Genomic DNA, 23909 nt, shown 5'->3' with positions numbered 1-23909 from the left:
ACAGGAGTAAGTTTAGGTATATTCAAACAGTGATAGTTGCCTGTCAGCATTGTGATTTTTTAGTATCCATTCGAGATTTGGGCGAGCAGCAGCGCGCTGTTTGCCCGCACTGTGGTAATGTGCTGGCCACCACTGTGCGCAACTATGCACAGTGGATAGCCGCATTTAGCCTATCCTCTATTATTTTTTTGTTGCTGAGCCTGCAACCAGATTTTATTTCTTACTCGCAGCATGGCATGAAACAAACCATCAGTTTGATGGCCGCCATTATGCAACTCGCCGAGCAATATAGTGTGTTTTTAGCCGCGTTATTAAGTACCAGCATCCTGATATTACCCCTCTTAGCCAGTGGCCTTATCCTGTTAGTACATACGCCTGTTTGGCAAAAGCTAAATCCGCACAACGCCCGGGCAGTCGCCAAGTTTATTATGGCGCTGAGGCCACTCAACCTGGCCGACATTTTCCTGGTCGCCGTGCTGATCAGTGCATTTAAACTAACCACCTTCGCCGAAATCGAAGTTGGCCTTGGCTTTTGGGCTTATATTTTATTTGTATTGTGCTTTATAGAAACCCTGTCTTTGCTGAGTCAGCATCAGTTATGGCAACTGCAGCAAGCGCATTTTACCCCCAGTATTGAGCACTGTGCCAAACGCGCAAGCACACAAAACCTAAAGCAATGTCACGTGTGTCAACAAATCAGTCGCAGTGAGCACTGTCCGCGCTGCCTGGCCAAATTACGCTACCGTAAAAATAACTCTGTGGCGCGCAGCGCCGCCTGGATGCTCACCTCCTTGGTGTTTATGGTGCCCGCCCTGTCTTTTCCAATCATGGATACCATTAACCTGGGGCTGCACACCCCTGCCACCATTTACAGTGGTGTTGAGGTGCTATGGCAAAATGGCTCCTATCCCATCGCTATCGTGATTTTCATTGCCAGCATCTGTATTCCTCTGATAAAAGCGGGTACGCTGTTCTATTTGCTATACCGGGTAAGGCATCCGGTAAACCCAAAAGTGACCGCCAAATTTTACCGTGCCCTTGAAGCGGTGGGTAAATGGTCTATGATCGACGTTTTCGTCGTGATCCTCTTGGTTTCTCTTGTACAGCTTGGTACTGTACTGAGCGTAGAGCCACAGCCGGGTATCGTCTTTTTTACCGCCATGGTCATTTGTCAAATCTTTGCTGTGAACAATTTTGACCCTCGTTTACTTTGGGACTCTTTAAATAAATATGAATAAAGAAGCGCATATCGAGCCCAAGCCCAGGCTTTCTGTTATCTGGGTAGTGCCCTTACTGGCCGTTCTGATCACCGGTTGGATGCTATATCAGCATCAGCAAAACAAGGGCCACCAAATCTACATAAAAATGAAAAATGCGGACGGTGTTATCGCTGGCAAAACAGAGATTAGAGTGCGCAGTGTTAAAATCGGCATCGTCGAAGAGTTGCGCCTGCAAGTAGAGCACAAAGCCGTAGTCGCAACGGTCCGCATAGACAAACACTATGATAACTTGTTAACTCAGGACGCCAAATTCTGGATAGTAAAACCACGCATTGATCAATCAGGGATCAGTGGACTGAACACACTGTTATCAGGTGTCTATATTGAGTTGCTGCCGGGAGAGAGCAAACAGCGAACCAGCCTTTACACGCTTCAGGAGCAACCCGCATTGGTCTCTACCGATATAGAAGGCCTGCGTTATCAGCTCAGCTCCACCACTGGAGAAGTGTTAGATGTCGGGACCGGGATTTTCTTTCGCAATTACCATATTGGCCAGATAGAAAGTGCGGTGTTCAATACCGACTCCTTACAAATGGAATATGGTATTTTCATCCACTCTCCTTATGACAAGCTCATCACCCACAATGCCATTTTTTGGATCAACTCAGGGGTCGAATTATCTCTGACCAGTGAAGGAATTAACGTCAACACGGGTTCACTTGCAAAAATGATTAAAGGGGGGATCTCTGTCGATTATCCACCGGGCCAAAGTGCAGGAGAAGCAGCTACTGAAGATAAATCCTTTACGTTGCATCAAAATTTTGCCGTTGCGCTGGAAAGGCGTTTTGATTTGTTTGATCACTACTTGGTAGAATTTGAACAATCAATCCGAGGCCTTAAGCCAGGTGCACCAGTGGAATACCGGGGTATGAGAGTAGGCACCGTCGAGCAAGTGCCAGCCAGGTTAGAACGAAATGGGCAACCGCTCTACTTTCAGCAGGGTAACACCTCCATCCCAGTGCTGATTAAAATTGAGTATGGCCGCATTTACGAAGTCGATGCGAAAGCTAAGCAATACTGGCAAGAAAATATAGAACAATGGATTAAAAATGGCCTAAGAGCATCACTAAAAAGTGGTAATATTTTAACAGGTGCGGTATATATAGAACTTGATTTTTACAACTCAACCCCTCAGACCAGTTTAGGTATGAACTTCGCGTACCCCGTATTACCAAGTGTTCCGAGCGGGTTTACGGCCTTATCTGAGCAAGTCATGGCCTTGTTGAATAAACTCAACAAACTGCCGCTGGACAACTCGCTCATAGAGGCGCAAAGAACAATGCAGGCGTTTAGTGCATTAGCAGCCGAAACGCAGGCACTGGTAAATAGTTTCAACACAACGAAAGTATCAGAGAAAGTGGAAAAGAATTTAACACAACTACAAGGAACGCTGGCGCAACTCACAGCGAGTCTGAAACAATTTGAGAAAACGCTCAACAACTACCAAAAAGGCTCTGGCATGGTCGAGCAGCTGACAGATACCCTACAAGAGCTGGAGAGTCTGAGCAATTCACTCAAACCCGTTTCAAAAGGGCTTAACGAACAACCGAGCATGTTGTTGTTCGATAAGGAAATACAAGCTGACCCTGAACCCAGGAAGCAGCGCTAATGAAGGCCGTCATCGGATTATTGGTGATCCTTTTAACTGGGTGCGCAGGCTCAGATCCGGCCCAGTATCAATACTACCGGTTTGACTCAGCACCGGGTACCCCCAGCCAAACCAGTGACGCAGACACAGGGCCTACTCACAAGACCAATACGCATCGGGTCTATGTAGATCAGGTAAATATCATAGGCGTGGCTGATCAGCAGGCGCTTATTCAATATATAGCGCAACATAAGGTACACATTGCGAATTACCACTATTGGGCAGAGCACCCCAAGCTATTGCTAACCAAAGAAACACTCAGCTCACTGAATAATGCAGGTTTCTTCCCTGTACTTTCGGCCCATGCCAGCGACACCAAACCTGGAGACTACAGGTTGCTCATTGAAGTGTCTGATCTGGCAGGTCACTATCAACAAGGCGCCATTTTAAGGGGCGCCTGGCATTTATATCAAATCACAGAAAATGGCAACGAATTACGCCATGTAAGACATTTTGAGTTCCAATCTGCACTCTCACAGGATGGCTTCAATGCGTTGGTCTCAGCCCATCAGATAAACTGGCGTAAGTTAATGGACCAATTGCATACAGAGCTGGGCAAGTAAACGCTAATCACGTAGCTGCTTAAAGTATAAGTTGGTCAGCCCCATATCTGGCGCCAATTCAAGCGTACCAACTAATACAAAGTTCAACTTGGTCAGTAACTTATTACTGGCCAGATTATTTGGGGCTGTGATCGCGCCAAGCGCCTGATATTTACCACATCGATGTACAAATGAGAGTAACGCGTCTGCCGCTTCAAAGGCATAACCTTTCGCGCAATACCTGTCCAGAAAAGCATAACCCAAATCGGGAAAGGCCAGATAAGGACGCTGATACAAGCCACAAATGCCGATGGCAGTACCGTCATTCAGGGTCACAATATAAGGACTTGGCGAGCGCGAGTCGTAAGGCGTGAAAAAAGCACTTTCAATATACTTTCGGGCGTCAGCTAAAGTTCGGATCTGCTTGTCAGCAATATTATCTATGAAGCTTTGTTGGTTGAGCAACTCGAAGATAAACTCAGCATCAGTGATTTGCGCTCTGCGGATAATCAATCGCTCTGTATGCGTTACGATATCAGACATATGAATACATCCTTAAAAAGTGGGGCTATATGCCCCACAAAATAGCAGTCATTTACTCAAAACGCGCTTTTTTATAAAGCTCCGTCATCGAGTTGATTTTTATTGCATTTTCTAAAGTAGCAAAGGGTTTGTCGGCAAACTTCTTACCTCGGATCTGCACATTCAACCTTGCAGCATCTGCATTAAGCATACTTAACTCATAATAAGACTGAATATCCGCCAGTGTTACCTGCTCTGTTGCAGCAATTAACTTGGCTTTTGAATCAAACGCTAAGTTATCGCGATACCAGTCGCTCAAAATAGGCTGAGACTCTTCTGCCAGGTTTTTAGGTACTTCCTTAAGAGACAACAAAGCAGCCTGCTTGAGTTGTGCAAAGGTCTCTTCATCGAGTGCTTTGAGTGCCTGGGCATACTCCTGGCGATAGCGGTCAAATCTTGCCTGCATTGACTGTACATCTAACACCGGTGTCTGGATGTAGAATCCTAATGCAGAGTGCTCATCAATACTCTGAGCGACAGCCCCAACTGCATAGGCGAGTTGCTCTTCCGTGCGTAGTGCATTAAACAGGTGGCTGCTCAGATGAGACTTTAAGATCAGCGCCGCCGCTTTTTGCGGATATCCGGGCAGTGGATGCACAAACATATCAACAATCGCGACATCCGCGGTTTCACTGTCCTGTTGCCACACCAAGGTTTCTTTGGCCTGTGGCTGCAAAAAGCGGGCTCGTACATAGTCATTATGCTCTGCCGGCTTGTTAAGTGTGTCTTTTACCTTTTTTACTACTTCTGCAAGGAAGTCTTTGTTGTAGTTACCATAACCAAAAATACGGACTGTATGATGATTTAACAGTGCATTTTGAGCTTCGAGGAAGGTATCCAGGGTCATTTTAGTGGCGGCTTCAATCTGAACTTCTTCATCAAAGTTACCGGAACGAACCAAAGATTGGTAACGGCCAAATGCCTGATAAAAAGGAAACTGTTGGCGTTGATTCTGAATATCACGGACAAAACGATCAACGGCCTGCTCAAGCTGTTTGGCAGTAGGTTGTACTTTCAAACCTTCTAACGACTGAGACAGCAGTACGCCCTGCTTGTCTGTAAACCCTGACAATGTCAGCAATAGGCCATTGTTGACACTCATGCGCATCCCCATGCCAGCGACTGCGGCTTCCGTTTGCAGCTTGGCTTTGTCTATCGCATACAAGTCTGCCCACAGTGCTGCAGCCACCTGCACCTGCACGCTGTTTAAAGTAAGCGGAGAATTTATATGAACTTGCAGGCGACCCTTTGGTTGTTCGCTATATTTATCACTGGTTTTTTGCCAAACGGCCACCGAATTATCCTGATAAATCTTGTTAACCGTTTTTGATGCCTCGTCCTGAGTGACAATGTCAAACTGCTCCGGCAGCAGCCGGTTAACGCTCGGTAGCGCCAACTCTGGGGCGGGCTCAGCTTGCCATGACGCAATTTCTTGTTGTGGAATATCTACGACCTTATAGCGACCATCATAAAAGTGCAGCTGCTGATCGTGAGGCTCTTGCTTGCTGATATACCAGACACGAAGGCGCTGGGGATTTAATTGCGCCAGTACATCTTTGACTGCTTGCTCGTTAAAGTCAGCAAAAAAGTATGGCGCGTTAATCGCATTATTCAGCGGATACTTTTGCATGCTGTCTGCAAGATTTGATACGTAACTAAACTCATCACCACGCTCTAAGAAACGAAACTGGTTGGCAAGAGCGGTTTTTATTTCTTTAAAGTACTTAGCATCAATTCCTTGCTCTTTGATTAGCCAGATATATTGCATCACGATAGCAACCGCCTGTTCACGATGCTGCATGCCCAGATCTGTCAGTTGGATATCGACCGACATGGTACCATAGTTGCCGTACAGATCCGGCGCGGCACTTGCCGTCAGCTCAGAGATCCAGCCTTTTTGTTTGAGGACTTGTGCCGGACTGCCCTGCATCTCGTTGCTCAACAGGTAAGTGACAAAATAATTAGGTTTGAACGCGAATTCGTCGCGATTGTTGGCAATCGTAAAATCCAGCTTCAGTGTTTTTACGTCTTCATTCGGCACATAATGGATACGCTTTTTGCCCAATTTCGAAAAGTCTAACGAGTCGTCAACCTGAGGCGTTTCAATTTGCTTATTCTCAATCGAAGCAAAGTGCCGCTGTGCCTTTTCAGTCATTTCTGAGAGTGGCAGATTGGATATCATCGCCAGTTTCATAATGTTTGAAGAGTAATATTTATTGTAAAAAGCAACGGTTTCCTGATGTAAATTGCTGCCGGGTTTGTCGCCCAGGGTTTCCAGGTTACCTATCAAAAACCGATTAGCTGGGTGTGTGCCCATCATACTGCGCGACAATTTATACTGCCCGAAGAAATCTAGCTCACGGCGCATCGACCATTCCGCATTCACCGCACTTTTCTCTTTTTCTGTGTATTCGGGGTAGAGCTTGGGTGCCTTGAAGAAGTCCGAAAAGCGATCCAACGCCTCATCGTATGCCTGATTGTTTACTTTGAACATGTAGTTAGTGATATCTAACCAAGTATACGCATTATGTGAGCCACCATTGCGACTCATAAAGTCCTTGTAGCCCTGCGTGTCAGGAAAGCGCTCCGTTCCCAAAAATAACATGTGCTCTAAATAATGTGCCATGCCCTGCTGCGACATCGGATCGTGCAGCAAACCTACTCCGACACTTAACGCAGCTGCTGATTTCTCAACTTCAGGGTCTGAGACAAGAATAACATCAATGCCGTTCGACAATGTCAACGTCTTATATTGTCGATTATCATTCGGGCTCACAACAAGTGAGGTGGCTTCAGCTACAGTCGATGACTGGCCTGCTCCGTATTGAGTTGCCGCACATCCGGATAACAACGCCAGCGTGATGCTGACCACTACCATAGTTTTTTTCATTCACTATCCATCTTAAAAAATGAGTCTGGTCTCGGTTTGTCTGGGACCATGCTAGATACTCAAACGCTACCATCTATCCTCGGTAAAATTCAATATCCATCAAGTATTTTAGGAACTTAAGATGCGTTCTAAGCGATTTCCCATCTACATACAATCTCTCTTCTGGCCTAATCTTATACTTATTAGTTATAACAGGAGAGAAAGTTAAAAGAATTTTTTATCACAAAAGTTTATCCATTTGATAACATTGGGTGCGAAATATAATCATAAACACAGATCATCAGGGGCAAATAATGGACATTCATCAACCGATCTGCGATTTCGGGCTACACAGTGGCGAACCTTACTGCAAACTACCCGCAAGCTTTTTAAACTGGATGGTCGCGACTGGCCATGCTAAACAGGCACTGGCTAAAGATGAGCTCACTCGCAGACACAACGCAGTCTGTGACTCAAGAATGAAATCAAAAGTTCAATAATGAGCTAGGTTTACTTCGAGCTTTTAGTTTAAACTAGAGCGCATAGTTCGTCCCCATTGAAGTAAATCTATGCGCTTTATCATACCTTCGCTTTTAGCGCTGTCGCTGACAGCCTGTAATTCTACACAACAAACAACAACCCAAACCGCTGACAACACCGTCCGCTACCTAACTGTCCTGCACACCAATGACCACCATGGTCGCTTCTGGCACAATGAAGATGGTGAGTATGGCATGGCAGCAAGGAAAACCTTACTGGACAAACTTAGAGCACAAGCTCACGCCAAAGGTCACAGTGTGGTATTACTCTCCGGAGGTGATATCAATACAGGCGTACCAGAATCTGACCTGCAACATGCTGAGCCCGACTTTAAGGGCATGAGCCTGCTTGGCTATGATGCCATGGCCATCGGCAATCATGAGTTCGACAACCCGCTGGATGTGTTGGATAAACAAATTGGTTGGTCCAACTTTCCACTGCTGTCGGCCAACATTTTACATAAGCACAATGGTGAGCCCGCCTATCAGCCGTATACAGTCATCGAAAAGCAAGGGCTGAAAATTGCCATCATTGGCTTGACCACAGTTGATACGGTGAAAATCGCTAATCCAGAGTTTGTCGGTGGTCTGGATTTCGTAGACCCAGCCCCCGTCACGGCGCAGCTATCCAAGCAAATCAAAGCGAAATATAGCCCGGACGTCACAATTGCAGTCACTCACATGGGCCATTATCATGATGCCGCTTTCGGTATTAACGCACCAGGTGATGTCACGCTTGCGCGCAATGTCCCGGCCGGCACACTGGACATGATCATCGGAGGTCACTCGCAGGAGCCTGTGTGTATTGACGCAAGTGGCGCAGAAGACGTTGCATATGTACCTGGCAAAGCCTGTCAACCAGACCAGCAAAACGGCATCTGGATCATGCAGGCGCATGAGTGGGGCAAATACGTAGGTAAGGCCGTGTTTGAGATTTCACAAGGCAAAAAAACGCTACAAAGCTACGAATTATTACCCGTTAACCTCAAAGATGAGCAAGGGCAATGGGCAACCAACTATATCGAACATGACCCCCAAATAAAGGCTTTCCTCGCACCTTATCAAAAAGCGGGTGAAAGCAAAATTTCAGGTGCCGTTGGCGAAGTAGACGCCTTTTTGGATGGCCGAAGAAACACAGTGCGTTTCAAACAAAGCCCGCTGGGTGACTTAGTGATAAAGGCCCAAATGGCCGCGGTTGGCGCCGACTTTGGCCTTATCAGTGGCGGCGGGATCCGTGCCAGTATTAAGGCAGGTGAAGTGAGCTACAAGGATATTCTAAAAGTGCATCCTTTCAGAAATCGCATTACCTATATCGATTGGCGCGCTGAGCAGCTGATTGACTACCTGTCTGTGGTCAGTCGTTTTCCACCTGACTCAGGCGCTTACTTGCAATATCACGGTATTGAGTTCGATATAAAGGGCGACAAGTTAACTAACCTGAAAATTCAGGGCAAGCCTGTTGAACCTGGTAAAACCTATCGCATGAGTATTAATAGTTACAATGCGGCAGGCGGAGACGGTTACCCGGTATTAACGGATTTACCCGGTTTCACAGCAACCGATAGTACAGATGCTCAGGTTCTCAAAGACTACATTGAACGACACTCACCTATCAAACGTTCAGCACTGTAAACACTTTGTCAGAGGCGGTACACAAGGTATGCACCGCCTCTGTTTTTACTTCCCTATTACTTCTACGTCATCCACACTTAAAGCTGTTAAACCATAGCTGTGCAACTTAGAGCGTGACCCTTCCCCATGCGCCTTTGGAGGATAGAGCTTGATTTTCAAGTCGGGTTGATGCGTCAGCAATTCATCCAGAGCTGCGCGGATCTCACTTAGCGTCTTCTCCAGACTATTGGAGAAGTTGGGGCGCTTTCTGATGGTGTGGCCCAGTGCAACTAAGCGATGAAAATATTTATCAGCAATATCCAGTAACTCCTCAGGCACGTCTTTATTTTGATTCAATGAGACTTGTGGATTTTGCAAGCAAAACTCCAGTAAAGCGAGATAGAAACACAGTGGTTTGTTCGCCAGCTGAACCTGACAAGTTTTATCACGACTCAGGCACAATGTTTTGGAGTACAGGTCAATAACCAAATGCTGTGGTTGAGGCTTTGTGGCCATAGTTGTGGCAGTTTGTCGTTTTGCCTGCTCTCTTTTTCTGGAAACCGATTTATAAAATGCCAAGTTTAGCAAAGCAATTAATAAGGGGATGATATACAGCCATTGATTGTGGCTGGTATTAGCCCGATAGCCTATAACTGTAGCGCCCTCCGGGCCGGATAACAGCAACTGGTTCGCTGAGATGTCTCCATTACTGGTGGAGATATTAACAATTCGGATCCGACTGGTCTTCTTCTGCAAATTGTCGTTTAGCAGATCTATATATGCCTGAACGCGTGTCGCGTCCCCTGCGTAATTCAGGACAGGGTCAGCAATGGGAAGGCGATTCTTATCCAGCGCGACTCTGAGTTTAATGCTGTCCAGGTCTTGTGCAATGGTATGTCGGATTGCCTGCTCATGCGCAATGGTAAAAATGAGCAAGAAAATGACACTGTAAACAATAAATGCAAGTATACCCGTTTTACGACTCATCTGTTTCTCCAAGAAAATAAACAGGTAATTCATTACATTGCCAGTACAAATCAAGTTCATCGAAATAACTTGAGCCGTTATTTTTTGCGACTTGTTGCAATTGCTGCTGTAACGCGCAGGCCAGATCTGTATTGTCTACGTCCATTTTCATATACCAGCGGCTGCCGCTGATGTTTTCACCAATAGGGGTTATGTAATTGGCCGAGAAGCGACTTTCATCACTCTCTTGCCAATACGTTGCAATAATGTCCAGCTCACCGGATGAGAGTTTTTCTCTGAGCACCTGATGAGAGCTGACGTATTGGATATCCAGTACACGCATATCTAAGTCAAGCCGCTTAAACATTTGCTTGGGTATGATGTGGCCAGAACGACTGGTGGGATAATCCAGCAGACCAATTTTTTTATCCAAAAAATAGGCTTTGTCTAATCTTGGCTTTTCGCGAGTTGAGATAAAAAAGGCGGTATAGGTCGGATAGCCCACGACTGGCATGTAGTTGTAGGTCGACTGGGCTTTTAGCGCTGCCATGACATTATCTTTAGACAGTGTCAGATCAGCGAGCCCCTTTGCGATGTAGTCGATTTGTTCAGCCAGCTCACCGCTGTAGCGCACTTCAACTTGCCCGTACTGCTTTGCGACCACATCGTCGCCACACAGTGCTGGCGCGAGTCTGCGAGCCAATGGCTCGACCGGAACATGAACCCTAAAAACAGCCATATTACTGGTTGAACGTGTCTTACAGGAGACGCTACTTTCGACCAGCTTTGGCAGTTCACCAACAGGCTTGCCAGTGAGGTTACTGGCAAGTAACCAACAGCACCAGACTGAGAGAAACAAAACTGTAACAATAGTTGTTTTATTGCTTAGAGAGTGATTATTTTTCAAAACATCGTATTTCTTAGGTTGCGCGCCCCTATATTAGATCAATTTTTCTTACTTATTGCAATAGGTAAACTTACCAAAAAGACATAAACCCATGTTTTACCTACTTTATTAACAAGAAATTATGAATCTCATTGAGTCCTTTTCTTTTTCTGAAAAATCCGGACAATTGGCCGCATTCCAAACGTGTAAACAATACCCAGTTTGGGTAATGAGAGATTTTGATGTTACTAGCTTCTTTAAAGGGTTTAGCGCTGTCCGCATTGCTGATAAGCACCAGCGCCTGGTCCTGGGGTATGAATGGTCACAGAGTGGTTGGCGAGTTAGCCCAACAACACCTGACCCCGGCAGCCGAGAAAGCAGTAAAAGCCCTGTTAGCTGAAGATTCACTGGCCGAAGTGTCTACCTGGGCAGACGAAATGCGATCCAGCCCTGACGACTTCTGGAAAAAACAATCTGGTAAGTGGCACTACATCAATATCAAAGATCCCAGCAAAATAGCGCAGCACGATAATCAAGCTGTTGAGCATAAACATCAGGTATCACACATCCTGGATGGCATCAATTATTCCGTTTCCACACTACAAAATCCAAAAGCTACTAAAGAAGACAAGCAATTTGCTTTAAAGTTCCTGGTTCATTTGGTCGGCGATGCGCATCAACCATTTCACGCAGGGCGCAGCGAAGACCGCGGTGGTAATTTAATTAAAGTCACCTTTTTTAAAGAGGAGACTAACCTGCATTCCGTATTCGATACAAAACTCATTGAGCACCAATCTTTATCCTATCGCGAGCTCAGTGACTTTATTCTTACCCGCGACAAACAGAAAATCGCACAAATGTTAAACAGCCGCCCTGCCGACTGGCTTTTGGAATCTAATCAAATAGCTGAAAAGATTTATGACAGCAATGAAACTGACATCAGTTGGGGGTATATTTACAGGTACACCCCCGTTGTTAAGTCTCGACTACTTCACGGCGGGATAAGACTGGCAGGATTGCTAAACCAAATTTTTGACAAAAATTCAAGGCCACTTGACACTGCTCTAAAAGCAGCCAAGTGACCTTGACGATGATTATTTAATAAACCTATAACACGGGAAACAACATAATGAAAACGCAACTACGCAAAACGGCTCTATCGCTTGCAGTTATTGCAGGTATTGGCGCTAGTGGTGCTGCATTCGCTAACGAAACATCTTCATCTGTAAAAGGTCAGATCGTTGGCCCTAACGGCAACCCTGCCGTAGGTACAACTATCACGATCATGCACTTACCAACTGGCTCAACTAAAGTCACAAGTGTAAACGATGCGGGTTACTTCAGTGCCAAGGGTCTGCGCGTTGGTGGTCCTTACCAAATTATCGTTGATTCAAACAAATATGAAGATCAGCTGCTGGAAAACGTTTACCTATCTCTGGGCTCTGAGTACCCTGTAAACGTTCAACTTCAGCCGCAATCAAGCATGGAACAGATCGTTGTTACTGGTCGTCCTATCAGCCAAATGTCTGGTGGTACAGGTCCTGCTGCAACGTTCACTCTAGAAAATCTACAAGAAGCGCCAGCTATCAACCGTGATCTAAAAGACATTGTTCGTGCCGATCCACGAGTCTATGTTGACGAAAGCCGCGGCGCAATCCAGTGTGGTGGTGGCCACCCTCGCTTCAACAGCTTGACACTAGACGGCGTTCGTATGAACGACAACTTTGGTCTGAGCTCAAATGGTTACCCAACTGTTCGCGCACCTTTCTCTTTCGACTCGATCGAGCAAGTGGCTGTTGAATTGGCACCATTTGATGTTCAGTACGGTGGCTTCACCTCTTGTAACATCAACGCCGTAACCAAAACAGGCTCTAACGAAATCCACGGTGGCGTGTTCTACGACTACACCAGCGATTCAATGAAAGGTGACAAAGCAGACGGCGAAGAGTTTGACCCAGGTAACTACACTGAGAAGCGCTACGGTTTCAACGTGGGTTTACCAGTGATCAAAGACAAGCTATTTTTATTCACTTCTTACGAAAAGCTAGAGGGTGTAGAGCAGTTCCAGTACTCAGCATTAGAAAAAACTGTTACCCGCGACGATATTGACAGAATCACAAAAATTGCAGCTGAAAAGTATGGTTACGATGTTGGTGGCATGATACCAAGTATGCCAGTAGAAGACGAGAAACTACTCGTTAAGCTCGACTGGAACATCAATGATTCTCACCGTGCAAACCTAGTGTATAACTACAATGATGGTTTCAGACTAGACCAGTCTGACCAGGCCAGTAATAAGTTATCTCTTGGTAGCCACTTCTATGAGCAAGGCGCTGAGTTCACGTCTATCGTTGCTTCAGTCTACTCTGACTGGAATGACGATTTCTCTACAGAAGTACGTGTTGGAAAATCTGACCTTGACGCGCGCCAGCAATCGTTAGATGCGGCAAGCGGTTTTGGTGAGTTCCAGGTTGATACTGTCGGTGAAGGTACAGTTTACTTCGGCCCTGATGACTCTCGCCACTCCAATGACCTGGATTGGGATAACTTCACACTGAAGCTAGCTGGTACATACTATCTGGACCAACATACCATCACAGCAGGCTATGAATACGAAGACCTCAACGTTTTCAATCTGTTTATGCAACAAACGCAAGGTGAGTTCGTTTTTGACTCTATTGAAAATTTTGAAAACCAGGTAGCCTCTAAAATTGACTATAATAACGCGGCTGGCACAAACAACCCGGATGATGTCGCGGCATCATTCTCTTATCAGCAGCATACATTCTACATCCAGGATGAGTACAGCTTCACTGATATTGATGCGACTTTGACATTCGGTTTACGTTATGACAAATACACCAGTGATGACCGCCCCACCAAAAATGAAAACTTTAGCAAGCGTTATGTAACGGCAGATGGTATGCCACTCGATAACAGTAAAAATATGGACGGTATCGACCTTGTGCAACCTCGTGTAGGTTTCAACTGGTACGTTGACGACGCACTAGAACTACGCGGCGGTGTCGGCCTGTACTCAGGTGGTAACCCGAACGTTTGGGTGTCTAACTCTTACTCAAATGACGGTGTAACACAAATCGGCACATCTCGTCGCGATTACAACCTGGCTGGGGCAACGTTCACAAACTTCAATGGTGGTACCGCTGGCTTCGATGTACCTCAGGAAATGTTTGATGAAGTAGCTGGTAAAACTGTGGGCGCAGGTGACGGTGCCGTAAACTTTATTGCGCCTAATTTCGAACTGCCTTCAGAGTGGAAGTTTGCCCTTGGTGCAACTTATACAACAGAAGATGAGTATGTATTCAGCGCAGACTGGCTATACACGAAGAAGCGTGATTCAGCACTGGTTATTGATGTTGCCCTGAAAGACTCAGGTAAAACAACATTTGACGGTCGCCCTATCATCGAAGCATATGACTCGAATGACTCTCGTTCAGGCGACTACATGCTGACCAACGTCTCAGGTGACGACGGTGAAGCGCAGACTCTGTCTTTCTCTGTTGCTAAGCGTTATGAGAATGGAATCAACTTCACATTGTCTTATGCTTACACTGATTCAAAAGACGTAAACCCAATGACTAGCTCTACTGCAGGCTCTAACTACGGCAACCTTGCAGTCAGTAACCCAACTAACCCTGGTCTGGCAACTTCTGACTATGAAGTACCACACCGCTTTACACTTCAGTTAGGTTATAAGCATGAGTTCTTCGACGGTTACGCGACTAAGTTCAACCTGTTTGGACAAGCGAGTGAAGGCCAGCCATATAGCTACCTGTATCGAAATGATAGAAAAACAGGCACGTATACATGGGGCGATTCAAGCTGGAACCGTTCAGGTCGTCAACTAATTTACGTACCACTTGAAAACGATCCAAACGTAGAATACGACATGTCTGCTGAAGAGCTAAAAGAGTTTAACGACTTTATTGCAGCGGAAGGTCTTGAGCGTGGCCAAATCGTAGCTCGTAACTCTAAAAATGCCGACTGGTTGGTTAAGTTTGACTTTAAAGTGACTCAAGAACTTCCCGGCCTGATGGATGGTCACAAAGGTGAAGTCTTCTTCGTAATAGACAACCTGACTAACTTACTGAATGACGAATGGGGTGTTATGCGCAAAGGTAACTTTGTGGGTAACAACATTGTTAGAGTCAACAATGTTGATGGTAGATTCGTATACTCTGGCTTTAACGCGGACTCAGTACAGCCTTCAATTCAAAAAGATGCGTCTGTTTGGGAAATGCGTGTAGGCGTTAAGTACACTTTCTAATATCTAAAACACGTAATTAGATAATCTCAAAGGTCAACTTCGGTTGACCTTTTTTTGTTCCAATACTGCGTTCAATTAACATTGTGACTAACGAACTATTGAGAAATAAAACGACCTTCGAGTTTTTGCATCATCGCCAGTAACGCTTGTTTTTCATCGGTGTTTAGCTCACTCAACAACTTGTTTTCCCAATCAAGCGCCTGCGGCGTTAGCGCTTCGTACAAAGCCTTCCCAGTGTGTGTTAAAGACATTTCAGTCGCTCGTTTGTCGGTTTCGCTTTGTTTTGCGACCAGCATATCCTGCTGCTGTAATTGTTTGATGGCTCTTGATACCGTTGATTTATCCATGCTCGCCAGGTCGCACAACTGCTTGGCGGTTGCCCCCGGATGCTGAGCCAGATGTACCAACACTCGCCACTGAGGTATGGTCAGCCCGGCGCGCTCATACACCTCAGAAAAGGCCTCACTCATGGCATTGGCCAGTCTCACCATGCGGTAGGGAAGAAATTCATTAATATCAAACGCCATTATCAAGCTCCGGGTACATCTGCCGCATATCTGTATATAAAAATTTACACATGAATATCAGTCAAAGATTGAAAATACTCTCACATGAGAGTATCTTTACAAAAAACATCAACGGAGTCTATGCAAAATGAGTGCAGAATTCGAGTACATGAGTGGTTTTGGTAATGAATTTGAGACCGAGGCCCTGCCCGGCGCCCTGCCAGTCGGCCAGTTTTCACCACAAAAAGTAAAATATGATTTATATGCTGAGCAGTACAACACCACAGCTTTCACGGCACCTCGCGCTGAGAATCGCAGAAACTGGTTTTACCGAATTCGCCCTTCGGTGGTACAGGGTGATTATCAGGCAATGGACAATGGCTTGCTACGTACAGCGCCTATCACTGAAGTGCCCACCCCACCCACTATGCTGCGCTGGAATCCGGTAGAAGTACCCGCTGAAAAAACTGACTTTATCGATGGCCTGGTCACTATGGCAGCCAATGGTAGCGCTAACGGTCAGGCCGGTATCGGGATCCATGTCTATGTTGCGAACGCCTCAATGGAAGGCCGTTACTTCTACAATGCAGATGGTGAGCTACTCTTTGTCCCTCAGATGGGTGAATTAGTGCTACATACTGAGTGCGGCAAGCTGGCCATTAAGCCTGGCGAAATCGCGGTGATCCCGCGTGGTATCAAGTTCCGCGTTGAGTTACTGAGTGAACAGGTACGAGGTTACATTTGCGAAAACTATGGCAACCCATACATTTTACCTGAGCGCGGCCCTGTTGGTGCAAATGGCTACACCAATGAACGCGATTTCCTTTATCCGGTGGCGGCATTTGAAGATCTGGAAGGTGATTTTGAACTGGTTGCCAAGTTCAACGGTAATTTGTTCCGTTGTGATATCGGACATTCTCCACTAGATGTGGTTGCTTGGACAGGTAACAGTGCACCTTATAAATATGACCTGGCCCGCTTTAATGTGATGAATACAGTGAGTTTTGATCACCCGGATCCGTCGATTTTCACGGTACTGACTTCCCCGTCCGGTACACCTGGTGTTGCTAACGTTGACTTTGTGATCTTCCCGCCACGCTGGATGGTTGCAGAAGACACTTTCCGTCCACCTTACTACCATCGCAATATCATGAGCGAATTTATGGGTCTGATAGAAGGTGTTTACGATGCGAAGGAGCACGGGTTTGTACCTGGCGGTATGAGTTTACATAACTGCATGTCGCCGCATGGTCCTGAAGCCGACGTATTTGAAAAGGCATCGAACGCGGAATTAGAGCCACAACGTTATGAAAATACATTGGCCTTTATGTTCGAGTCGCGTTATGTCATTTCTCCAACCAAGTATGCCCTTGAGGGCAAAGAACGCCAGCCAAATTATCTTGATTGCTGGAAAGGCATTAAAAAGTATTACAAAGGTGCTTAAGTTAAAATAGCACATGGAAAACAAAGCGGGCGATATGCCCGCTTTTCGCCGTGTTTAATTCACCTCGAATACTAAACTGGTAATACAAAAACTTAACCTACGTCGTGAACAAAAGGATCAACCATGAAACTGTATACTTATTTTCGCTCCTCTGCCGCGTACCGAGTGCGGATAGCACTCAACCTAAAGGCACTGGATCATGAGCTTGTGCCCGTTAATCTGCTAAAATCCGAACAACAAGGCGCTGATTATCTGAGTAAAAATGGCCAAGGCCTGCTCCCCGCACTGGAAACGGACCAGGGCGTGCTGGCGCAGTCTTTAGCCATTTTAGAATGGCTCGAGGAAACATATGAAGCAACCCCACTACTGCCAGCAGATCCCTGGGAAAAAGCGCAGATCCGCAACTTTTGCTATGCCATAGCGTGCGATATTCATCCGATCGATAACCTCAGAGTATTGAAATACCTAAGCAATGAACTGGCTGTTACCGATGAGCAAAAGAACACTTGGTATCGCCATTGGGTAATTGAAGGGTTTAAAAAGCTGGAAACTATGCTGGATGACAACAGTGCGTTTTGCTTTGGTGATAAGCCAACGCTTGCTGATGTATGTTTGGTCCCTCAGGTCTACAATGCCTTACGCTTCAAAGTAGACATGGACGAGTTTCCAAACATTGCGCGTATTTATGAGCACTGTAACACACTGTCAGCGTTTTCAGATGCAGCACCGGAAAATCAACCGGACGCGCCCAAATAAAAATAAAACTCAGGAGCGCTTTAAATGCGCTCCTGACCACCTCTGGCACTACTTAAGTGCACTGTGCACCTGATCCAGATGCACCAATAGATCGTGTCCCAAATCTGTTAAATATCCACCGTCAGGTTGATCAATTACGCCCTTGGCATACAAGCGCTCTGCCGCCGACAAAATATCCTGGTCTGCATTTTTGTGTATTTTTATCCCCTGATGCAAACTGCTGCGTGGAAACTTCACCAGCAACTCCAGCTCAGCCATTAGTTTTTCATCAAATGCCATATTCCCTCCTGAGACCTTAAAACAGGCCCAACTTCTGCATAATTTACTGCCACTGGCCAGCCAAAAAAGTCTTGCCAGAACATTACCAATAGCTAAGGTGTATAGTACATTAGCTTTCCCCCTTAAATTTAGCTGGAACTCGGAGTTATGCCATGAAAAATAAGCTAATTTGCTTTTTATTTACAATTTTATTGATTCCACTCAAAGGGACAGCCCTTGGTAACGAAACCAATCTCTATCTTGAACAACTTCAAAGCGTATGTTGGTATCAGGACTTGAGATATACAGAAGGGTCAGTCATCAAACAGGCTGATAAGCTCTACGTCTGCTCATACCGCTATAAAAACCAACCGCAGAGCCCCCTAATGTGGCTTAAGCTCGATAAAAACGGCGACCCCGTCAGAGTAGAAATGAAAGGCAAAATCAGGGTACACTAGCGACTTTTAATGAACGAACATAAGCAGTATGAGCGAATCACAACCTAATAACCCTCTACATGGTATAAAGCTTCAAGACATAGTCGAGCGTCTGGTTGAGCAACTTGGGTGGGAAGCCATGGCTGAAGCGGTCAATATCAATTGTTTCAAGAAGGATCCGTCAGTCAAATCGAGCCTTAAGTTTCTTCGTAAAACACCGTGGGCTAGAGAAAAAGTTGAGCAGCTCTATTTGGATACATTCCATGGTTTTAGCTGGCCGGAGATTAAAAAGCCTTAGTACAGGCGTTGGTAGGCAGCCTGAATACGTTTGATGATCCGCTCAGGCACTTTTTTGTTGCAGGCAAAATAGAGCTGAGTGTTCATATTGTCAATCGTCATCACCGGTTCAAGCTCACGGCTTAAGGGCTCACTCTTGCTCTTATGCTCGAACTGAGCGTCACTCAATATCACCAGATCAACAATGTTTCTGCGCGTAGCCAGTAGCTGAAATACCTTATCAAAAGACTGGATCAAAAGCAGTTGCTGGCCTTCCACGAACCCCTGGCTCTTCAAATATTGATGGCTAAAGTTGTCACGGATGACCGCAATCTTATACTGCCTCGCCTGCTCCAGAGAGTCGATGCGAATATTTGCCGTCTTGAGCGCATAAAATGAGGTTGTAAAGGCGCCGATGGGGAACACCCATGAGAATAGCTCAGTACGCTGCTCACTCTTAGCGATAGAAAATATACACGTATTTGCGTCGCGCTGAGCGCTGTTATAAGACGTGCTCCAGTTATCAATGCTCAACTGATAATCAACCTGTGCTTCATTGAGTACAGCCATCACCTTTTCAGCTGCGTGACCGACCAGCTCACCCTCTCCATTCACATACTGAAAGTGTGCGAAATTCTCAGTAACTAAAGTCAGTGTATAGGCATTTGCACCTGCGCTACCCAACATCAACCACGCATAAACAAACCAGCGTACCAAGCATCGCTCCTTATGAACTATTTAGACCGCATTTTTTAATATAGGAAACTATTCGAATGCTGTGAATACAAAGGTAGTTAAATTTTTGACAAGTTAGGATAAAACAAATTGTATAAAACAAAGAAAGAAGGCCGAAGCCCTCCTTCTGATGGTTAGTTTAGCCTTTATTCATGGCATCAATCAGGAAAGCTGACAACTTCGCACCTTCGCGCAGCGTTGTTTCAGAACTCGACTGACCTGCCAAAGAGCTATCAGTGAATGGTGCAATCTCCATCATATCAGCACCGGTGATAGGGAACTCTTTGCTTAGCGCAGTCAGAATGGTCATTGCCTCATCCGGTGTCATACCGCCAGACTCAGGCGTGCCAGTTGCAGCAGCAAACTGTTCATCTAACGCATCTATGTCGAAACTCACGTAAAGTTCATCAACTTTGTCTTCTTTAAGCTGCTTGATTACCTGCTCAACGATGGCGTCGGCACCTTGTTCGCGGATTTCATGAGCCCAATGCTGCTTAACGCCAAACGTTGACTCCCAGTGTTGCTTACTCTTGCCGCTTGAACGGATCCCAAACTGGATCAAATGGTGGGGCGCAGGCAAAAACTCCAGAATATGCGTACACCAGGAACCAAAACACAGATCAATCCCTAAACGCTCAACCAGCAAATCGGTGTGCGCATCGAAATGAATAATAGCCGTACGCTTACCCTGCTCACGTTTCGCTTTCAGGTAAGCTTTCGTAAGTGGGTAGCTAATTGAGTGGTCGCCACCGATCCCGAAGATACCCTTTTCAGGATAATGAGCATAAAAACCGTCACATACATCTTCAGTGATAGACAGTGGAGAAACGTGATACTCACTGTTTTCATCCTGATAAAGTGCCTTCTGACAGTTGCTGATTGTTCCCTCGTTTAAATACTTATCGTGAAGCAAGTGAGGAATAACGCGTACATCACCTAAATCAAACGCACTAACTTGTGGTTGCTCGGTCAACAAAGTCGAACGAAGAAACAATGGTCCCCAGTTCGCACCTCTGAGGATCCCACCACCACAGTCAGAGCTGATCCCTAAAATAGCCGCCTTGTGTTCACTCTCGCCTAATGTGTTTAATGATGCTTTCCAAAGAGGTTCAACGTTTTCTGTCTGTCCATACAACTTTTCACGCAGCGCCGCTTTTCTTTCCTTTGCTGTGTTGACGGTAAAAACACCATCGCCCGGTGGACACAGACAGTTTTCTATTTTCTGATGAAATTTTGCTTTGCTATCACTCATTGAGACCTCCTCAGTCAACTGCATAAACATGCCACACCGTTACTTATAGATTTATTGTCAGATCTACGCTGCTATTTGGATAAACTAACCTTAAGCTTTGAGTACAACTCGCGAACAAATCAAATTAACCATTTAATTTCAAATAGTTAAGAAAATAGTGTGGACTTTTAAATACTAAAATATACTTTGCTGAAGCTGGTATAACATGGCTGGGAGATAAGTCAACCGCCCTGCTGCTGCCAAGCGCAGCATGGGCGGTTGAATATGCAGGCTAAGTGTTTGCTTATTCGTATTTTCTCGGTTTTTTAGTCTTAATCGTCGCGATATAACCGTGCCAACTTGCATAGGCCAGTAACGGCATGATCACGATAAATCCGGCTGTACCAGTCAAAAAACCCACAATCACCAGCACACCTATGGTTGCCCCCCACACTATCATGGCTGCAACGTTAGATTTAACTGCATGTATTGAAGACACCACAGCAGTCATAATATCGACACGGCGCTCCATCATAATCTGAGGTGTAAACGCGGAAATGGCAAACACAGTGACAACCAATATGCCACCAACTAACGTGCCCAGCCCTAAAAAGGCCGACAGCTGCTCAAAGTTTGGGTTAGGTACATTCGGGTACAGTGCATGGATCAGAGCTGCTAACCTCATCCAGACAATCATAATCACCATCAGCAAAATGGCAAAACCCCACTCTCCGGCCGGGTTTCTGAACATAGATTTAAGACTGTGGCTTAACGTTGGTTTATGGCCCTTTTCAAGTTCCCACGCCACATCATACAAGCCGGCAGCAAATGCTGGGCCTATTAAGGCAAATGCAACAGCTGCGGGCAGAATAACCAAGTGGGTTTCCACTTCAAACGCAAGCCACATTATGGCTGCGGGGATCGTTGTAAAAACCAGTCCATATATCAGACTTAGTAACGGTGCTCTGGCGATGTCTTTAAATGCGAGTGCAAGCCAGTGAAACGCCACAAAGGGGCTTAACTTGTTGCTTTCAAAACAGCGGGCAAACTCGGTGTGCTTGTCTATCGATTGTGTTGCAGGCATAGTAGGTATTCCCCATTTGCTTCTCCTTATTAAGGTTTAGAAGACAGTCGACAATGTTGCAAGCAATCGGTTAATTTGAATGGATTCAAGCGTTACAATTAGCCCCATAAGTGCGCCGCTATCTTACCGGTAATTAATTAGCAACTCTTTGTTTCAGGTAGCATTACACTTAATACGACGGGTTTTTCTCTGCTCTGGATAATATTCTGGATTGAAAAACATAATTGTAACGCCCAAAAGCCAGTATAAGGACATTCGTCCTGTACTTAAATGCAGGTAAAACTGACCATTGGGCTTTAGAACTATACAAGGTTTATTTATGGAAAAGGTATTTCACCTGGGTCTTTCGAAAGCAGATCTTAACGGTGCAACACTGGCTATCGTACCTGGCGATCCTAAACGTTCAGAGCGTATTGCTTCACAACTCGATAACCCTAAATGTTTAGCTCAGACACGTGAATTTCACGTCTATCTTGGCGATATCAAGGGCCAATCCATTGTCATTTGCTCAACCGGTATTGGCGGCCCCTCTACCTCAATTGCTGTAGAAGAGCTGGCTCAACTTGGTGTAAATACTTTCCTGCGCATCGGCACAACTGGTGCTATCCAGCCACATATTAACGAAGGCGATATCCTGGTCAGCACGGCGTCTGTGCGCCTTGACGGTGCCAGTCAGCATTTTGCGCCACTTGCGTACCCGGCAGTTTCAGATTTCCATTGTACCGCAGCTATGGTCGAAGCGTGTGATCAATTGGGTGTTACCTATCACACAGGTATTACCGCTTCGAGCGACACCTTCTATCCGGGCCAGGAGCGTTATGATACTTTCTCAGGTTATGTGCCAAAAGCATTTCAGGGCTCATGTGAGGAATGGCAAAAGCTCAATGTGATGAACTACGAGATGGAATCTGCAACGCTATTCACTATGTGTGCGGCGCTGGGCTTAAAAGCAGCGTGTGTCGCAGGCGTACTAGTAAACCGCACCCGTCAGGAAATTCCGAACGTCGATCATCAGCTAGTTGAAAAAAATGCAGTGTCTGTGGTTATCAAAGCCGCAGAGCTGGTACTGGAAAAAACAAAGCAGGCTTAAGCCTGCTTTGTGTCTACCTGATAATATTGCAGCTCTAGCGCCTCGTTAAAGCTGCTTATCACCGCCTCTGTGACCGCGCGCTGATTCTCTCTCCCTTTTGTTTCCACCAAAGTGGCTCGCTCAATTTTGGCCTCAGCTAATATCTGGCCACTCATTGCCAGCTGACTCAGTGCGCTTTGCATGGGCGACAGGCTTGGGCTATACGCCGCATTCTCAACATAACGGCCATAAAAACGCGTACCATCGGTCATTACCAGCTCAGCAGCGGCAATGTTGTTTGTATAAGGCGCATAGACTTGGGTCAAATGACTGATAAGCTCACTGGAAAGCCCGTGCGCATTTATAATATTGACTGGCGCACTGTTGAACAGTGACTCCTGATTGCCCAAATCTGTCGGCCCAAAGTCTCCCGGTAGCAGCTGAGATAACGAAGTCTGTCCGCTCGGCAGTGTGATCTTAAGTTTCTTGGCATTACTCAGTTCATTCATGAACTGACGGCAGTAGCCACAGGGTGCAGCGGTGATATCCAGGCTGGAAATTTCCTTAGCCCCATTTAACCAGGCATTGTTGATAGCGGCCTGCTCGGCATGTACCACCAATGAGAGCGCCTGATGTGAAAACTCCAGGTTAGCACCCAAAAAGTAATGATCGCTATGCTTATCATACGCCACAGCGCCGACCAAAAAAGAGGAAATTGGTGCCTGAGCAAAGCTAGCTGCGTATGGTAATAACGCTTGCCCTAACTGTGCTTTACTGCAACCGAGTAAGGTTTGAATGTGATTTTGAAGAGCGGTGTTTAATACGCCTCTGGCGGTTTTACATACTTCCAGTACGGAAGGATTCAGCTTGTTGTCAGTATCTACCATATGTCGTTATTATTC

The 23909-nt window shown here is 45.9% G+C and carries 22 protein-coding genes; 12 read left to right on the top strand and 10 right to left on the bottom strand.

Annotation, left to right across the window (positions count from 1 at the left end):
* Nucleotides 1-29 precede the first annotated feature (29 nt).
* From C3B51_RS11000 to C3B51_RS10990, 3 genes are read left to right on the top strand one after another with little or no spacing between them, the layout of a single operon-like run.
* The gene (locus tag C3B51_RS11000) at nt 30-1238 is read left to right on the top strand and encodes a paraquat-inducible protein A (RefSeq protein ID WP_125718256.1); all 1209 of its coding nucleotides are present in this window, start codon (nt 30-32) and stop codon (nt 1236-1238) included.
* Entirely contained in the window at nt 1231-2889 is a 1659-nt protein-coding gene (gene pqiB / locus C3B51_RS10995; protein WP_130245070.1) for an intermembrane transport protein PqiB, read from the top strand. Before C3B51_RS11000 ends, pqiB begins: the two co-directional genes overlap by 8 nt.
* Nucleotides 2889-3491 carry a PqiC family protein gene (locus C3B51_RS10990; RefSeq protein WP_125718260.1) on the top strand — a complete coding sequence of 201 codons (603 nt, stop codon included), beginning with the start codon at nt 2889-2891 and terminating at the stop codon, nt 3489-3491. Before pqiB ends, C3B51_RS10990 begins: the two co-directional genes overlap by 1 nt.
* A 3-nt stretch (nt 3492-3494) precedes the next feature.
* Here C3B51_RS10990 and C3B51_RS10985 read toward each other — a convergent pair whose 3' ends face one another.
* Together C3B51_RS10985 and C3B51_RS10980 are read right to left on the bottom strand one after the other, a co-directional pair.
* Nucleotides 3495-4013 (bottom strand): GNAT family N-acetyltransferase, encoded by a 519-nt coding sequence (locus C3B51_RS10985; RefSeq protein ID WP_125718262.1) that lies wholly within the window; start codon nt 4011-4013, stop codon nt 3495-3497.
* A gap of 52 nt (nt 4014-4065) precedes the next feature.
* Nucleotides 4066-6942, bottom strand: a complete 2877-nt coding sequence (locus C3B51_RS10980; protein WP_130245069.1) for an insulinase family protein — start codon at nt 6940-6942, stop codon at nt 4066-4068.
* Between the two features lie 293 nt (nt 6943-7235).
* Here C3B51_RS10980 and C3B51_RS23915 point away from each other — a divergent pair, with 293 nt between their 5' ends.
* Nucleotides 7236-7421: a hypothetical protein gene (locus tag C3B51_RS23915; RefSeq protein ID WP_125781553.1), complete on the top strand. Its 186-nt coding sequence runs from the start codon at nt 7236-7238 to the stop codon at nt 7419-7421.
* 69 nt (nt 7422-7490) lie between these two features.
* Nucleotides 7491-9092 carry a bifunctional UDP-sugar hydrolase/5'-nucleotidase UshA gene (gene ushA / locus C3B51_RS10970; RefSeq protein WP_130245068.1) on the top strand — a complete coding sequence of 534 codons (1602 nt, stop codon included), beginning with the start codon at nt 7491-7493 and terminating at the stop codon, nt 9090-9092.
* A gap of 45 nt (nt 9093-9137) precedes the next feature.
* Here ushA and C3B51_RS10965 read toward each other — a convergent pair whose 3' ends face one another.
* Together C3B51_RS10965 and C3B51_RS10960 are read right to left on the bottom strand one after the other, a co-directional pair.
* On the bottom strand, nt 9138-10058 hold the full coding sequence (locus C3B51_RS10965; protein ID WP_240701889.1) for a hypothetical protein: 921 nt from the start codon (nt 10056-10058) through the stop codon (nt 9138-9140).
* On the bottom strand, nt 10048-10740 hold the full coding sequence (locus C3B51_RS10960) for a phosphate/phosphite/phosphonate ABC transporter substrate-binding protein (protein ID WP_240479468.1): 693 nt from the start codon (nt 10738-10740) through the stop codon (nt 10048-10050). The genes C3B51_RS10965 and C3B51_RS10960 overlap by 11 nt, the downstream gene beginning before the upstream one ends.
* Before the next feature lie 425 nt (nt 10741-11165).
* Between C3B51_RS10960 and C3B51_RS10955 the strand changes: the two genes are divergently transcribed.
* The gene (locus tag C3B51_RS10955; protein ID WP_130245066.1) at nt 11166-12005 is read left to right on the top strand and encodes a S1/P1 nuclease; all 840 of its coding nucleotides are present in this window, start codon (nt 11166-11168) and stop codon (nt 12003-12005) included.
* Nucleotides 12006-12052: 47 nt separating this feature from the next.
* Entirely contained in the window at nt 12053-15211 is a 3159-nt protein-coding gene (locus C3B51_RS10950; protein ID WP_130245065.1) for a TonB-dependent receptor, read from the top strand.
* Between the two features lie 95 nt (nt 15212-15306).
* Here C3B51_RS10950 and C3B51_RS10945 read toward each other — a convergent pair whose 3' ends face one another.
* A complete protein-coding gene (locus C3B51_RS10945; protein WP_130245064.1) occupies nt 15307-15738 on the bottom strand; it encodes a MarR family winged helix-turn-helix transcriptional regulator in 432 nt (143 codons plus the stop codon).
* A gap of 127 nt (nt 15739-15865) precedes the next feature.
* On the opposite strand from C3B51_RS10945, the gene hmgA reads away from it, so the two are divergent.
* Nucleotides 15866-17161 (top strand): homogentisate 1,2-dioxygenase, encoded by a 1296-nt coding sequence (hmgA, locus tag C3B51_RS10940; protein ID WP_046004281.1) that lies wholly within the window; start codon nt 15866-15868, stop codon nt 17159-17161.
* Between the two features lie 123 nt (nt 17162-17284).
* Nucleotides 17285-17917: a maleylacetoacetate isomerase gene (gene maiA / locus C3B51_RS10935; protein WP_130245063.1), complete on the top strand. Its 633-nt coding sequence runs from the start codon at nt 17285-17287 to the stop codon at nt 17915-17917.
* A 48-nt stretch (nt 17918-17965) separates the two neighbouring features.
* Here maiA and C3B51_RS10930 read toward each other — a convergent pair whose 3' ends face one another.
* Nucleotides 17966-18196, bottom strand: a complete 231-nt coding sequence (locus tag C3B51_RS10930; RefSeq protein WP_010381049.1) for a TIGR02647 family protein — start codon at nt 18194-18196, stop codon at nt 17966-17968.
* 152 nt (nt 18197-18348) lie between these two features.
* Here C3B51_RS10930 and C3B51_RS10925 point away from each other — a divergent pair, with 152 nt between their 5' ends.
* Both C3B51_RS10925 and C3B51_RS10920 read left to right on the top strand, forming a co-directional pair.
* The gene (locus C3B51_RS10925; protein WP_130245062.1) at nt 18349-18633 is read left to right on the top strand and encodes a DUF1496 domain-containing protein; all 285 of its coding nucleotides are present in this window, start codon (nt 18349-18351) and stop codon (nt 18631-18633) included.
* Nucleotides 18634-18661: 28 nt separating this feature from the next.
* Complete coding sequence (locus tag C3B51_RS10920; protein WP_046003441.1) at nt 18662-18910, top strand: VF530 family DNA-binding protein; 249 nt, start codon at nt 18662-18664, stop codon at nt 18908-18910.
* Here C3B51_RS10920 and C3B51_RS10915 read toward each other — a convergent pair.
* The 3 genes from C3B51_RS10915 to C3B51_RS10905 all read right to left on the bottom strand — a co-directional run bounded on the left by C3B51_RS10915 (nt 18907) and on the right by C3B51_RS10905 (nt 21938).
* Nucleotides 18907-19605: a transporter substrate-binding domain-containing protein gene (locus tag C3B51_RS10915; protein WP_130245061.1), complete on the bottom strand. Its 699-nt coding sequence runs from the start codon at nt 19603-19605 to the stop codon at nt 18907-18909. The genes C3B51_RS10920 and C3B51_RS10915 overlap by 4 nt on opposite strands.
* Before the next feature lie 157 nt (nt 19606-19762).
* On the bottom strand, nt 19763-20875 hold the full coding sequence (locus tag C3B51_RS10910) for an arginase family protein (RefSeq protein ID WP_130245060.1): 1113 nt from the start codon (nt 20873-20875) through the stop codon (nt 19763-19765).
* 283 nt (nt 20876-21158) lie between these two features.
* Nucleotides 21159-21938: a DUF2189 domain-containing protein gene (locus C3B51_RS10905; protein ID WP_046003439.1), complete on the bottom strand. Its 780-nt coding sequence runs from the start codon at nt 21936-21938 to the stop codon at nt 21159-21161.
* Between the two features lie 319 nt (nt 21939-22257).
* On the opposite strand from C3B51_RS10905, the gene udp reads away from it, so the two are divergent.
* Nucleotides 22258-23028: a uridine phosphorylase gene (udp, locus tag C3B51_RS10900; protein ID WP_046003438.1), complete on the top strand. Its 771-nt coding sequence runs from the start codon at nt 22258-22260 to the stop codon at nt 23026-23028.
* On the opposite strand, the gene cdd is transcribed toward udp, so the two are convergent.
* Nucleotides 23025-23894: a cytidine deaminase gene (gene cdd, locus C3B51_RS10895; protein WP_125718286.1), complete on the bottom strand. Its 870-nt coding sequence runs from the start codon at nt 23892-23894 to the stop codon at nt 23025-23027. The genes udp and cdd overlap by 4 nt on opposite strands.
* Nucleotides 23895-23909 lie beyond the last annotated feature (15 nt).

Source organism: Pseudoalteromonas rubra (assembly GCF_004212645.1).
Lineage (GTDB): Bacteria > Pseudomonadota > Gammaproteobacteria > Enterobacterales > Alteromonadaceae > Pseudoalteromonas > Pseudoalteromonas rubra_G.
The sequence above is the reverse complement of the archived record's forward strand: the minus strand, read 5'-3'. Positions and strand labels throughout refer to the sequence as shown.